This is a genomic window from Marinobacter sp. BW6 (genome assembly GCF_008107725.1).
In the GTDB taxonomy this organism is placed as follows: Bacteria; Pseudomonadota; Gammaproteobacteria; order Pseudomonadales; family Oleiphilaceae; genus Marinobacter.
This window is the reverse complement of sequence record NZ_VIRN01000061.1, coordinates 488,111-500,905: the sequence shown is the minus strand read 5'-3', so window position 1 is coordinate 500,905 and position 12,795 is coordinate 488,111. Positions and strand designations below refer to the sequence as shown.

General features: G+C 58.0%; 12 protein-coding genes and 2 tRNA genes. 1 reads left to right on the top strand and 13 read right to left on the bottom strand.

Going from position 1 to position 12,795, the window contains the following annotated elements; genetic code table 11:
* Positions 1–9: 9 nt before the first annotated feature.
* Positions 10–948, bottom strand: a complete 939-nt coding sequence (gene ylqF / locus FMN52_RS08015) for a ribosome biogenesis GTPase YlqF (protein WP_148608132.1) — start codon at positions 946–948, stop codon at positions 10–12.
* A gap of 243 nt (positions 949–1,191) precedes the next feature.
* Here ylqF and FMN52_RS08010 point away from each other — a divergent pair, with 243 nt between their 5' ends.
* Complete coding sequence (locus tag FMN52_RS08010; protein ID WP_148608131.1) at positions 1,192–1,656, top strand: Spy/CpxP family protein refolding chaperone; 465 nt, start codon at positions 1,192–1,194, stop codon at positions 1,654–1,656.
* Between the two features lie 125 nt (positions 1,657–1,781).
* Here FMN52_RS08010 and FMN52_RS08005 read toward each other — a convergent pair whose 3' ends face one another.
* From FMN52_RS08005 to FMN52_RS07950, 12 genes are all read right to left on the bottom strand, one after another.
* Positions 1,782–4,286 carry an MMPL family transporter gene (locus FMN52_RS08005; protein WP_148608130.1) on the bottom strand — a complete coding sequence of 835 codons (2,505 nt, stop codon included), beginning with the start codon at positions 4,284–4,286 and terminating at the stop codon, positions 1,782–1,784.
* Between the two features lie 48 nt (positions 4,287–4,334).
* Complete coding sequence (locus FMN52_RS08000) at positions 4,335–5,555, bottom strand: methyl-accepting chemotaxis protein (protein WP_148608129.1); 1,221 nt, start codon at positions 5,553–5,555, stop codon at positions 4,335–4,337.
* Between the two features lie 8 nt (positions 5,556–5,563).
* Complete coding sequence (lipA, locus tag FMN52_RS07995) at positions 5,564–6,616, bottom strand: lipoyl synthase (RefSeq protein WP_148608128.1); 1,053 nt, start codon at positions 6,614–6,616, stop codon at positions 5,564–5,566.
* A 129-nt stretch (positions 6,617–6,745) separates the two neighbouring features.
* Positions 6,746–8,023 carry an aminotransferase class I/II-fold pyridoxal phosphate-dependent enzyme gene (locus tag FMN52_RS07990; protein ID WP_148608269.1) on the bottom strand — a complete coding sequence of 426 codons (1,278 nt, stop codon included), beginning with the start codon at positions 8,021–8,023 and terminating at the stop codon, positions 6,746–6,748.
* Between the two features lie 128 nt (positions 8,024–8,151).
* A complete protein-coding gene (locus FMN52_RS07985; protein ID WP_240339421.1) occupies positions 8,152–8,340 on the bottom strand; it encodes a hypothetical protein in 189 nt (62 codons plus the stop codon).
* Between the two features lie 80 nt (positions 8,341–8,420).
* Positions 8,421–8,855 carry a PACE efflux transporter gene (locus FMN52_RS07980; protein ID WP_148608127.1) on the bottom strand — a complete coding sequence of 145 codons (435 nt, stop codon included), beginning with the start codon at positions 8,853–8,855 and terminating at the stop codon, positions 8,421–8,423.
* Between the two features lie 111 nt (positions 8,856–8,966).
* Positions 8,967–9,043 (bottom strand) — tRNA-Met (locus FMN52_RS07975).
* 92 nt (positions 9,044–9,135) lie between these two features.
* Positions 9,136–10,227 carry a redox-regulated ATPase YchF gene (gene ychF / locus FMN52_RS07970; protein ID WP_148608126.1) on the bottom strand — a complete coding sequence of 364 codons (1,092 nt, stop codon included), beginning with the start codon at positions 10,225–10,227 and terminating at the stop codon, positions 9,136–9,138.
* A 36-nt stretch (positions 10,228–10,263) separates the two neighbouring features.
* Entirely contained in the window at positions 10,264–10,851 is a 588-nt protein-coding gene (gene pth / locus FMN52_RS07965) for an aminoacyl-tRNA hydrolase (RefSeq protein WP_148608125.1), read from the bottom strand.
* 30 nt (positions 10,852–10,881) lie between these two features.
* Positions 10,882–11,532: a 50S ribosomal protein L25/general stress protein Ctc gene (locus tag FMN52_RS07960; protein ID WP_148608124.1), complete on the bottom strand. Its 651-nt coding sequence runs from the start codon at positions 11,530–11,532 to the stop codon at positions 10,882–10,884.
* Between the two features lie 166 nt (positions 11,533–11,698).
* Positions 11,699–12,649 carry a ribose-phosphate diphosphokinase gene (locus tag FMN52_RS07955; protein WP_008176348.1) on the bottom strand — a complete coding sequence of 317 codons (951 nt, stop codon included), beginning with the start codon at positions 12,647–12,649 and terminating at the stop codon, positions 11,699–11,701.
* Between the two features lie 52 nt (positions 12,650–12,701).
* Positions 12,702–12,776 (bottom strand) — tRNA-Gln (locus tag FMN52_RS07950).
* Positions 12,777–12,795 lie beyond the last annotated feature (19 nt).

Below are 12,795 nucleotides of genomic sequence, written 5' to 3'. Positions count from 1 at the left end.
AGAGCCGAATCAGCGACTGCTGCCCCGGCCTTTCCTGGGGCCCTTCTTTTTACCGTCGACTTCTTCCCTGGCAGCCTTCTCGGCCTCGGCTGCGGCCGCTTCCCGAGCTTCTCGCTCGACCATCTCCGGAGTCTCCAGGGAGATGCGCCCCAGGGTTCCGGCCCGGAATTCGTTGAGTAGCACCTCCGACACTTTATGCAGGTCAGGGATGCCGCCGCGCCCGAAAAACCTGCGCTTTGCGGCAATACCGTCCATCAGCGCCAGCGCGTCTTTCGGCAGTTCTTCAAAACCGTAGCGGGCCCGGACAAGCTCTGGGTAGGCCTCTAGCAGGTACTCGGCCTCGAACATGGCAACATCCTCGAAATCCAGAACCGCGCTTCGAATGGCTCCGGTAACCGCCAGACGGTAACCACAGGCTTCGGGGGACAGTTTCGGCCAGAGGAAGCCAGGGGTGTCGTAAAGCAGAATGTTATTGGGCAGCTTGATGGCCTGCTGGGCCTTGGTAACCGCCGGCTCGTTCCCGGTTTTGGCTGCAGGGCGCCCTGCCAGGGTGTTGATCAGGGTGGACTTGCCGACATTGGGAATGCCGAGGATCATCACCCGCAAGGCGCTCTTCTGGCGATCGTGGTCTGGTGTCATATCCTCGGCCAACTTGAGGATGGACAGTGCCTCATTGCGCTGGTTGTGAGTGAGAGTGATGGCGCGTACCCCGCGCTCCTTCTCGAGCCAGGCTCGCCACTGTTCGGTAATTGCCGGATCTGCCAGGTCACGCTTGTTCAACACTTTGATCAATGGCGTTTCGCCACGGAGAGCCGGCACCAGCGGGTTTTCGCTACTGAAAGGAATACGCGCATCCACCACTTCGATGATGAGGTCCATCTGCGGCATTACCTGTTTGATCTCCTTGCGGGCCTTATGCATATGCCCTGGAAACCAGTTAATGGCCATCGTTTCTGCTCCGGATAGGGTTAAACGGCGCCATTATGAAGGGGAATGACCAAACTTTCACATTTGTTTGAATCCCCGTGTGTGGCGGCTTCTGGCGCGGGATATTGAGAAGTATGTACAAAAAGAGGGCTGGTCGGGGTGAAAAACCGTATCCGTATGTTTTAGGGTGTAGGCCCTGAACGATGAAATCAATGTATGTCGGTGGTATTCCGATTGTGGCCACCCTGATTAACGGAGAGTGTTATGAAGCTTGCAAAACTGTTTGGTACTGCGCTGGTCGCCCTGAGCCTTTCGGTCCCGGCCGTGGCCCAGCAATCCGGTGGCCAGCCGGATCAAGTTGATCAACTGGCCCAGATGGTAGGGCTTAACGAAGATCAGCAAACTGAAATCCGTGCCATCATCGACGAGATGCAGGGCGAAATCGGCGAACTCCGCCAGGAAGCCCGTGCACTGCAGCAGCAGATGCAGGGTGAGATCAAATCAGACTTTGATGAGGCGGCCATTCGCGAGCAAGCCAAGGAGCTTGGCGAAGTGACTGGCGAGATCGCGGCTCTGTCCACCCTGATGCAGGCGAAGGTAGACAGCGTGTTTACCCAAGAGCAGCGCGACGAGCTGGATAAGCGTATGCAGCAGATGCAACAGCAAATGCAGCAGCGTCGTCAGATGCAACAACAGATGCAGCAGGGGCAAGGTCAGGGCATGCAGTAATCCTGACTTCCCTTTAGCTGGGTTGGAGAAGGGCCGCATCTTTTGGTGTGGCCCTTTTTTGTTTTTGTAGCCTGCTGGTTTGGCGGGAGGAACAGGGGTGTGGAGCCACCCCCGAAACCGGAAGGCTAGGAGCCCAAGCCCGAAGCCCCACCCAAGCCAAAGGGCTTAACGAGAACAATGAGCCGGGGAAGCAGCGTAAGCGCCCCCACCAGAGCCATGAACATGGCAAACCCCGTAAACAACCCGAAGTAGATGGTCGGGATGAAGTTGGACAGCACCAGTATCGAGAACCCGGAGATGATGGTCAGCGAGGTAAAGAACATGGCCTGGCCGATGCTCCGGTGGCAGCGGTGCATGGTGGCGATGTAGTCGCCGTCTTTCTGGAACTCGGTTTTGAAGCGGTGAATGTAATGGATGGTGTCATCGACGGCGATGCCGACGGTGATGGCGGCCACGGTGATGGTCATCATATCCAGCGGGATTCCGAGCCAGCCCATCAGGCCGAGCACCGAGCCTGCTGCGATCAGGTTGGGGGCGATACCGATCAGGGCCAGTTTCAGGGAGCGGAACAGGATCAGGAACATCACCATGATGGCAGCGAAGACCACGCCAATGGTTTTGATCTGGGAATCGAACAGGCTTTGCAGCATGTTGTTGTACATCACGGTCATGCCGGCGAACAGAACCTGATCCTGGCCGTAGCCCAGTTCCGTGGTCAGGTGGTTGTGGATGCGGTCTAACAGCTCCTGTCGACGCAGTTCCGGCATGGTTTCCAGGATCCGAATGCTGAAGCGGGCCTGGTCATGCTCCTCGGAGATGTAGGGGGTCAGCAGGGTGTCCTTCAGATCATCTGGGACGGCAGCCGGCACAAACGCCAGCTCCAGGGCATCCAGAGGGGCGCCCTGGTTGATTTGGGCCAGGATATCCAGCGTGGTGTTGATGGACAGCACCTTGCCGGTTTCCGGCAATCCGTCCAGGTACTCGTGAACGGCTTCCAGCTCTTCCATTTTCTGGTAGGTGTACCAGGTATCCCGATATTCCTCTCCGGCACCGCAGTCCTCCACGAAAGGGTCGCAGTCGCTGGCAAACGGGTCGCCAGTGCCGGCGCCTTCCGGCGGTGGATCGTCGGTGATCACCACGTCCAGTGGCGTAGTACCGCCCAGGCGGTTGTCCATGGTGATCATGCCCTGATGGATTTCGGTGGAGGATTTGAAGTAGTCGATGAAGCTGTTTTCCACCGTCAGTTTGCTCAGGCCGACCACGCAGAGCACCGCAATCACGCCGGAGCCGACCAGAACCGTCTTGCCGAAGTGTTCCGTGAACCTGGCAAAGGCATCGGTGAAGGGAATCCGGTCGGAGGTCACGCGGCTGTCCAGGGGCGGTGGCAACAGGGTCAGCAGGGCCGGGAAAACGATAAAGGTGATGAGGAAAGCCACCGTCAGGCCCAGGGTCATCATCCAGCCGAAGTCGATTACCGGGCGAATGCCGCTGAAGGTAAGGGAGCCGAAGGCGACGATGGTGGTGATGGCCATGTAAAAACAGGGCTTGATCATGGCCATTACGGTGTTGCGCAGGGTGTCTCTGGGACCCGCATCCGGTTCGTCATGCTGGAACTCCCGGTAGCGCACGATCAAATGGATAGTGAGCGACAGGGTCATGATCAGCAGCAGGGAAATGAAGTTGGATGAGATGACCGTCACTGGCCACTGGGCCCAGCCGAGAAACCCGATCATCAGCCAGACCGTAAAGCCGCAGCACAACAGTGGCACCAGCACCCAGCGCCATTGTCGGAAGATGACGGCCAGGGTGAGCAGCAGAAACGCAAGTACGCCGAGCCCGAAGGTCGACAGGTCGTTTTCGATGAAACGGATCATATCCGCCACAATCATGGGCACGCCACCCAGGTGGATGTCGGCGCCATCCCGGTACTTGTCGAGGATGGAGCGAACGGTTCGGATGGTGGCATCGCGCTCGACCCCGAGGGTTTCGGTAAAGTCGATGAACTCCTGTTTTGCCTTTTCCAGTTCAGCCAACTCGGCCTCGGAGGCTTTGCCGGCGCCGGCCTTGTCTCTGAGATCGTTTCGTTTGTTCAGCAGCTCAAAGTATCGATCCGGCGTGGGCAGGTTGACCTGTATCGCGGTTGTACGTCCGTCTTCACTGATCAGCAGGTTCGGGTAGAGCGGATTGTTCAGCAGCGCCTGGCGGGCGGTGTCCGGCGCTACATCGTGCTGGTCAAGGGTCTTGATCTCGCTGTCCACGGTATCCAGCGTCAGATCCGGGCTGTGGAGCAGGGGCACGTTCAGGATGCTGTTGGTGGAGCCCACGGCTTTCAGGCTTTGCAGTTCGTCGCGCAATGCGCCCAGTCTTGCCAGGCCATCTTCAGAGAACAGGTCACCTTCTGGGGTGTAGGTGACGATCAGGAAATCGTCGGAGGTGGTGAAGCGGCGGTTTACCTGGCGGTATTGTTCGAGGGAGCGGTCGTTTTCCAGCACCAGGGATTCGGCGGAAGCATCCAGACGGAATTCGCCGAACTTGATGGCGGCGAGGGCCAGCAACAGGGCAAAAGCCGTGAGGATAATAAAGGGATGCGGAAAAATCAGGCGATCATACAGGGCGTGAAGACGATTCATGAACAACTACTCTGCCAGTTCAAACGAGTGCAGAGTGTGCCATAAACCTCAGTGAACCGTGACCTTTGACGAGGCTTCCTCAAGGGAATCGATCAGCTTTTTCAGGCGGCGGCTCATTTCCGCGCTTTCTGCGAGCTGGGTCACCATGTTCTGGGTGGTTTCGCGAATGCCCTGCACATTGGCCAGCACGTCGTCGGTGCCAGCGGTCTGGTCCGCCGACACGTTGGCGATTTCCTGGTTGGTATGATCGATCCGGCTGACCACTTCGTTAATGGCTTCCAACGCGCGGCGGCCTTCCTCAGATTCCTCAACGCAGCGTGTGGCATCCTCGGAGCTGCCGGTCATCTGGTTCACGGCCGTGTTCATGGCATTGAGTAGACGATCGATGGTGCCCTGAATCTGATCGGTGGAGTCCTGGACTCGTTGGGCCAGTTTACGGACCTCATCGGCAACCACGGCAAACCCACGGCCCTGTTCGCCAGCCCGGGCCGCCTCGATGGCTGCGTTCAGGGCCAGCAAATTGGTCTGTTCGGCAATGCCCCGGATCTCGGTGATGGCGTGGCTGATTTCATGGCTGTTTTCGGCCAGGGCTTCGACGCTGCTGGCGGAATTGCGCACCACATCGGCAAGCTTGCGGATGCTGTCGGCACTCTGGCCGACACGGGTGCTGCCGTCGCGGGCCGCATCGCTGGCTTCGTGGGACAGGGTCTTGGCAATCCCCGCTTGCTCGGCGATGCCGGTGAAGCTTTGCAGCATGGTTTCGATGACCTCCGCGGAGCGATCGGCGCCTTGCTGTTGGCGGCCCAGGTCATCCCGGCGGGCTTCGGCGGCCGAGGTCAGCTCCTCGACTTCCCGGTGCAGCCGTTCAGTGGCTTCCTTCATGCTTCGGACCACGCCCACGGTGCGGTCCTGCATGGCGTTGAAGGCGCTGGCCATTTCACCGATTTCGTCAGTGGAATCCACCACCGCTCTCTGGCTCAGATTGCCTGAGGCCTGGACGTCGACCATGGTGTCTTTCAGACGGTTCACGTGGCGCTCGATAAACGAGATCAGTAGCTGGGAGCCAGCCATTTCAAGTGCCATGAGTACCGCCACCACCATTGCAAAGCCGGGCGCGGTATCGGCGAAGACCTGATCGAACGTATTGCCGGTCTGCCCGGCGATGGTGTGCATGGCATAGAGAACGAGCAAGCAGAGAACTGCAAAAACGACAATGTTCAGCAACCAGAATTTGTACTTCAGCCGGGCATTTCGCAGCAGTGTCAGCATGGAGATTCTCAGTCGATGGCCTTCACCGGAATCTGCATGGCATTGGAGGTCTGGGGGACCTCTGGCACGGCGAGACCAAGATTGTTTTTATCGAATACCTTGTCGGCCCGGTAGCTGGAGCGAACCATGGGGCCGGATGGCACTTCCATGAAGCCCTTCTGAAGACCGATTTCCCGGTAGCGGTTGAACTCCTCGGGGGTTACGTAGCGTTCCACCGGCAAGTGATTCGGGGTGGGGCGCAGGTACTGGCCAAGGGTCAGAATATCCACACCGATGGCTCGGAGGTCGTCCATGGTTTCCAGGATTTCCTCTTCAGTTTCACCCAGGCCCAGCATCAGGCTGGTCTTGGTGAGCACATCCGGGCGATGCTTCTTGGCGTGCTCCAGAACCTGCAGGGTTTTTTCATACCCGGCGCGCGGATCACGGACCCGACTGGTCAGCCGCTTGACGGTTTCCACGTTCTGGGCGAAGACATCCAGCCCGGAATCCACAACCTTCTCGACGTCCGACATGACCGCATCAAAATCCGGCGTCAGCGCTTCAACAGCGACTTCCGGCGTGCGTTGTTTGATGGCCGAGACACAGGCGGCATAGTGGGCAGCACCGCCGTCGTCGAGGTCATCACGGTCTACCGAGGTAAGCACAATGTAGCGAAGGCCCATGAGTTCTACGGACTTGGCGGTGTTCTCCGGCTCTTCATGATCCAGCCAGCCTTTCGGATTGCCGGTGTCTACCGCGCAGAATTTGCAGGCCCGGGTACATACAGAGCCCATCACCATGATGGTGGCAGTGCCGGCGGTCCAGCACTCACCGATGTTGGGGCAATGGGATTCCTGGCAGACGGTGCTCAACCGATGCTCACTGACGTTCTTGCGCACAGCCTCATAGCGCTCGCCGCCGGGCATGCGGGCCCGCAGCCATTTGGGCTTTCGCTCAGGCTTCTCCGCTGTTGTGGCTTCCTGCTTTGATGACCGCTTGACGCCGTCCTTGATGGCTGAGAAGCCATGTTCATTGCGGAATTTGGAACCACTGGTAATGCGGGTTTTTGCGCTGTCGCTCATTGCAACCGGACTCTCGATTCGGGCATGGGGAACCCTAAAGAGTAATGGGCTGGCGGGGGAGTTACAAGACGGATAGGGGCAATCACGGGGGTACCGGGCACGACATTGGTCGTACCCGGTTGACCGTCATCAAGCCTGGGCTTTGTCCAGGGCCTGGGTAATGTCGGCAATGATGTCGTCGACATGCTCGATGCCGATAGACAGCCGCACCAGATCCTCGCTCACGCCGGCACTCTTCAGTTCCTCAGGGTTCAGCTGACGGTGCGTCGTGGTTGCAGGATGACAGGCCAGGGACTTGGCGTCACCGATGTTGACCAGACGCAGGATCAGATCCAGGGCATCAATGAACTTTGCCCCGGCTTCCCGGCCACCCTTGATGCCGAAGCTCAGGATGCCGGAGGCTTTGCCGCCGCAAATCTTGTCGCAGGTGGCTTTGTGGGGGCTGTTGGCCAGGGTCGCATAATTGACCCACTCCACGGACGGGTGGTCCTGCAGGAAGTTGGCGACTTTCTCTGCGTTCTCGCAATGACGCTCCATACGCAGCGCCAGGGTTTCCAGACCCTGCATGATCAGGAAAGCATTGAACGGCGCCAGGGCGGCACCGGTATTGCGCAGCGGTACTACGCGGCAACGGCCAATGAAGGCGGCAGGGCCCAGCGCCTCGGTGTAGACCACGCCGTGGTAGGACGGATCCGGCTGGTTCAGCATCGGGAACTTGTCGGCGCTGGCCTTCCAGTCGAACTTGCCGGAATCCACCACAACGCCGGCTACAGTGGTGCCGTGGCCGCCGATGTACTTGGTGAGCGAGTGGATCACGATATCGGCGCCGTGCTCAATCGGACGGCACAGGAACGGCGTGGCAACCGTGTTGTCCACCATTAGCGGGATGCCGTGTTTGTGCGCAATCTCGGCCCAGCGTTGGATGTCGACCACATTGCCCGCCGGGTTGCCGATGGACTCGCAAAAGAGGGCGCGGGTATTGGCGTCAATGGCCTTTTCCACGGCATCAAAATCATCATGACGCACCATTTTGCACTCGATGCCCTGGTTTGGCAGCGAGTGGGCGAACAGGTTGTAGGTGCCGCCGTACAGTTGGCTTGTGCTTACTATGTTGTTGCCTACCTTGCAGATAGTCTGCAGGGCGTAGGTAATAGCCGCCATGCCTGATGCCACGGCCAGGGCGCCGACGCCGCCTTCCAGTTCCGCCATCCGCTCTTCCAGAACCGCGTTGGTTGGGTTCATGATGCGGGTGTATATGTTGCCCTGAACCTTCAGATCGAACAGATCGGCACCGTGCTGGGTGTCGTCGAAGGTATAGGACGTGGTCTGGTAAATCGGCGTGGTTGCCGCCCGGGTAGTGGGATCGCTTTTAAAGCCTGCGTGCAGCGCGAGGGTTTCCGGTTTCATGTCAACGGTCCTTGCTGGTGTGTTGTTCTTTGTGGGTTCAGCCCGTGAGTATGCCACAGAGTTTGTCGTGAGAGGATCGTCCGAACCTGGCAGAAAGCGAAACTGATGGAGGCGAGGAGTATCCGGCGCTAATCGTTGCGCTGTCTCTTTTCGGCCCTGAGATAGTCACTGATGGATGGGTAAAAGAATATCCCGATGCAAACCCAGAACACGCCGATTGACAGGACCGCCGCCTTGATACTCGCGCCAGCGAATCCGAGGGCAATAGGTACCAGAACAACGGCCAGGAACACCGTGAGTGCGTGGTGAGATTTCATAATGCGATACAGCCTTAAAACGCATCCAGGAGAAGTGCCTATCCTATCCGACTCCTGGTCTCAATATTGTCAAAGTTTGTTTAAGTGACGTTGGTTTTCTTGGCGTCGGTGTCAGGAAATAGGGTGTCGTAACACCAGGTGAATACGAACGCATACACCAGATAGAACACCACGAACGCCACATCCACGATCAGCGCTTCCAGCAAACCGATGCCCATCCACCAGGCAATGATCGGCAGGAAAATCAGCATCAGGCCCAGCTCGAAGCTCGCCGCATGGAGGAAGCGAATCCGCAGGGATTTTCGGGTTGAACCGGTAAAGTGTTTGAGTCCGTGATCGAACCCCAGGTTGAACAGGTAATTCCAGATAGTCGCGATGGTGGCGCCAACCACACCAAGGACTCCGGTTCTTCCCATATCGAAGCCGAAAGTCACCGCAGCGAGGGGAACGGAAAGCGGGAGGCCGATCAGCTCGAAAGAGATGGCCTGGCGAACTCTGTCTTTGGTTGATCTCATAGCAGACGTAGTACGAAGGCGGGTCGTCCCGCGTTCACTGCCCGGGAAGGGTGGGGTCGTCCCCAGAAACTGAAAAAGCCCGGCGTTTTCACGTCGGGCTTTTCAGAATACTGGTAGCAAGGGGCGGAGTCGAACCGCCGACCCCAGCATTATGAGTGCTGTGCTCTAACCAACTGAGCTACCTTGCCATTTCGTTTCGGGCATCGCCCCAAACGAGGCGCGTATTTTCAGTATTTGGGCCCTTTCTGTCAAGGCTTGGGGGCCAGTTTTTCCGGAAAAATTAAACGTTGAAGCGGAAGTGGATAACATCGCCGTCTTTGACGATGTATTCCTTGCCTTCCAGGCGCCATTTACCGGCATCCTTGGCCCCGGCTTCGCCGTTGTATTGTACGAAATCGTCGTAGCTCACCACTTCTGCCCGGATAAAGCCGCGTTCGAAGTCGGTGTGAATCACGCCGGCCGCCTGAGGCGCTGTGGCGCCGATTTTCACGGTCCAGGCGCGGACTTCCTTCACGCCGGCGGTAAAGTAGGTCTGCAGGCCCAGCAGGCCGTAGCCGCCGCGAATTACCCGATCGAGGCCTGGCTCTTCCATGCCCATTTCTTCCAGGAACATGGATTTCTCATCGTCTTCCAGTTCGGAGATTTCGGCCTCTATCTTGTTGCAGATGGGCACAACCACGGCATTTTCTGACTCGGCGATCTTGCGCACCGTGTCCAGATGCGGGTTGTTCTCGAATCCGTCTTCGCTGACGTTGGCAATGTACATGGTCGGCTTGACGGTCAGCAGGCAGAGCTCGCGGATCAGGGCCATCTGGTCTTTGTCCAGATTCATGCTGCGCACGGGTTTGCCTTCATTCAGCACCGGCAGCAGCTTCTCGCACATCTCGAGCTGGGCCTTGGCTTCCTTGTCACCGCTCTTGGCAACACGCTGAACGCGCTTGATGGCTTTCTCAACGGTGTCCAGGTCGGCCAGGGCCAGCTCGGTATTGATTACTTCGATGTCTGAGGCCGGATCTATCTTGTTGGCCACGTGAATGACGTTGCCGTCTTCAAAGCAGCGCACCACATGGGCAATGGCGTCGGTCTGGCGGATATTGGCCAGGAACTGGTTGCCCAGGCCCTCGCCTTTGGAGGCACCTGCCACCAGGCCAGCGATATCGACGAATTCCATGGTGGTCGGAACGACCCGTTCGGGCTTTACGATCTCGGCCAGCTTGTTGAGGCGCGGGTCCGGCATGGCCACAACACCGGCGTTAGGCTCGATGGTGCAGAACGGGAAGTTCTCCGCGCCAATGCCGGATTTGGTCAGTGCGTTGAACAGGGTGGATTTGCCGACGTTGGGAAGGCCGACGATGCCGCAGTTAAATCCCATGGAATGCCTCTGCTGGTACTGGAAAATTTGGGCGGATTATACCGGTTTGAAACTGTGCAGGCGATTCATGGCGGCAGGGAGTTTGCCGCTGGCCGCATCCGGCAGTACCCGCATGATTTCATCTATTACCGCGTTCAGCTCTTCGGTTTCCTGTTTGCCCAGGCGGCCGAGAACGTAGCCGGTTACCCTGCGGCTGTCGCCGGGGTGGCCAATGCCGATGCGCAGTCTCTGAAAATCGTTGGTGCCCAGGTGGGCGATGGTGTCACGCAGACCATTGTGTCCGCCATGGCCGCCGCCTTTTTTGAGCTTGGCGGTACCCGGGGGCAGATCGAGTTCGTCGTGGGCAACCAGAATCTGGTGTGGTTGAATCTTGAAGAAGTCTGCCAGCGCCTTGATGGAGAGGCCGCTGCGATTCATAAAGGTGGTGGGGTTCAGAAGGTGCAGGTCCAGGCCCTGCCACTGAATGCGGGCGTAGAGTCCGTGATATTTCTTTTCTGGGCGGAGCGTCTGGCCCGCAGCGCGGGCCAGAGCTTCGACGAAGAGAGCGCCGGCGTTATGGCGGGTATTCTCGTAGTCAGCCCCGGGATTTCCCAGACCAACCACCATGACAATATCCTGCGCCATTCGCCGTTGCCCTCCTCAGTACAGGAGTGATTACTCCTTGTCTTCGCCGCCTTCTTCAGTTTCTTCGCCGTCTTCGGCTTCATCATCAGCCTTGGCGCCGCGCGGCTTGTGGATAGCCACAACCGGAAGGTCGTGATCTTCACCCTGGAGCAGGGCGGCAATCTTGACGTCTTTCGGCAGATTCAGGTCGCTCAGGTGAATTACCTGGTCCATCTCAACAGTGGTCATATCCACTTCGATGAACTCGGGCAGGTTCTGCGGCAGACAGATCACTTCAACTTCGTTGATCTGGTGGTTCGCTACACCGCCTTGGAGCTTGATGGCCGGTGCAGTGTCTTCGTTGATGAAGTGCAGCGGTACGTTGACGTGGATCTCGTGGTCCTTGTCAACACGCAGGAAGTCAGCGTGGGTCAGGATCGGCTTGTACGGGTGACGCTGCAGATCCTTCAGGATCACGCTTTCTTTCTTGCCGTTCAGCTCAACAGTCAGAACGTGGGAGAAGAATGCTTCGTTCTCCAGAGCTTTCTTCAGCTCGTTGTGCCAGATGGCAATCGGAGTTGCATCCTTGTTGCCACCGTAGATGATGGCTGGGATTTTCCGTTCCTCACGACGCAGGCGGCGGCTCGCACCTCTCCCCTGATCGTCACGAGGAAATGCTTCGATAACAAATTCCTGAGACATGGTAATAACCTCAATCGTCACCTGAACTGCCCGCGACCAGGCGTTGGATCAGGTGATGTTTCTGAAAAGCCGGATTTTTCCGGCTGACTAAAAGAGTCGGGAGCCTATGTAGGCTCCCGACCCGGTAACTGCTTGTAATGCCTTGATATTACGACCGGAAGGTCACTCAGGCATTCTCGAACATGGCGCTGATGGACTCTTCGTTGCTTACGCGGCGAATAGACTCTGCAAGCAGCCCGGCCATTCCGAGGACGCGGATTCTATCACAATTATGCGCTTTGTCACCTAGCGGGATGGTATCGCAGACCACAAGTTCGTCCAGCTGTGAGGCATTGATGTTATCAATGGCCGGGCCGGAGAGAACCGGGTGGGTGATGTAGGCAACTACGCGGGCAGCGCCGTGCTCTTTCAGGGCATTGGCCGCTTTGCACAGCGTGCCGGCAGTATCGATGATGTCGTCCACCAGGATACAGGTCTTGTCTTTGACATCACCGATGATGTGCATGACCTGGGACACGTTCGCTTTCGGGCGACGCTTGTCGATGATAGCCAGGTCGGCATCGTCGAGGCGCTTGGCTACCGCGCGGGCGCGAACTACGCCGCCAACGTCCGGAGAGACCACTACAAAGTTCTCGAAGCGCTGCTTGAAAATGTCTTCGAGCATGACCGGTGTGGCGTAGATGTTGTCCACCGGAATATCGAAGAAGCCCTGGATCTGGTCGGCGTGCAGGTCGACGGTCAGAACGCGGTCCACGCCGATGCTGGAAATCATGTCTGCGACCACCTTGGCGCTGATGGCAACACGGGTAGAGCGTACCCGGCGATCCTGGCGCGCGTATCCGTAGTAGGGGATAACAGCGGTGACCCGTGTAGCGGAAGCACGTCGAAGTGCGTCGGCCATCACGATCAGTTCCATCAGGTTGTCGTTGGTGGGGTAGCAGGTCGGCTGGATGATGAATACATCATGGCCGCGGACATTCTCATTGATCTCGACGGTGGTTTCTCCGTCGCTGAAGCGGCCTACAGTGGCCTGACCCATGGGAATGTGGAGTTTGCGGGCAATCGCCTGGGCAAGTTCAGGGTTGGCGTTACCAGCGAAGATCATCAGTTTGGACACGACGGCATCCTTCTCAGTATCGGCGTTTGATTCAGAAGAAGCGGGAGAAAGGTGGCTGGGGTGGCAGGATTCGAACCTGCGCATGACGGGATCAAAACCCGTTGCCTTACCACTTGGCGACACCCCAGTATCGTGCTTTTTTGGCA

Excerpts from the sequence above, each read along its gene's own strand:
- ylqF (WP_148608132.1), bottom strand. The coding sequence starts at position 948 with ATGGCCATTAACTGGTTTCCAGGGCATATGCATAAGGCCCGCAAGGAG.
- FMN52_RS08010 (WP_148608131.1), top strand. The coding sequence starts at position 1,192 with ATGAAGCTTGCAAAACTGTTTGGTACTGCGCTGGTCGCCCTGAGCCTT.
- FMN52_RS08005 (WP_148608130.1), bottom strand. The coding sequence starts at position 4,286 with ATGAATCGTCTTCACGCCCTGTATGATCGCCTGATTTTTCCGCATCCC.
- FMN52_RS08000 (WP_148608129.1), bottom strand. The coding sequence starts at position 5,555 with ATGCTGACACTGCTGCGAAATGCCCGGCTGAAGTACAAATTCTGGTTG.
- lipA (WP_148608128.1), bottom strand. The coding sequence starts at position 6,616 with ATGAGCGACAGCGCAAAAACCCGCATTACCAGTGGTTCCAAATTCCGC.
- FMN52_RS07990 (WP_148608269.1), bottom strand. The coding sequence starts at position 8,023 with ATGAAACCGGAAACCCTCGCGCTGCACGCAGGCTTTAAAAGCGATCCC.
- FMN52_RS07985 (WP_240339421.1), bottom strand. The coding sequence starts at position 8,340 with ATGAAATCTCACCACGCACTCACGGTGTTCCTGGCCGTTGTTCTGGTA.
- FMN52_RS07980 (WP_148608127.1), bottom strand. The coding sequence starts at position 8,855 with ATGAGATCAACCAAAGACAGAGTTCGCCAGGCCATCTCTTTCGAGCTG.
- ychF (WP_148608126.1), bottom strand. The coding sequence starts at position 10,227 with ATGGGATTTAACTGCGGCATCGTCGGCCTTCCCAACGTCGGCAAATCC.
- pth (WP_148608125.1), bottom strand. The coding sequence starts at position 10,851 with ATGGCGCAGGATATTGTCATGGTGGTTGGTCTGGGAAATCCCGGGGCT.
- FMN52_RS07960 (WP_148608124.1), bottom strand. The coding sequence starts at position 11,532 with ATGTCTCAGGAATTTGTTATCGAAGCATTTCCTCGTGACGATCAGGGG.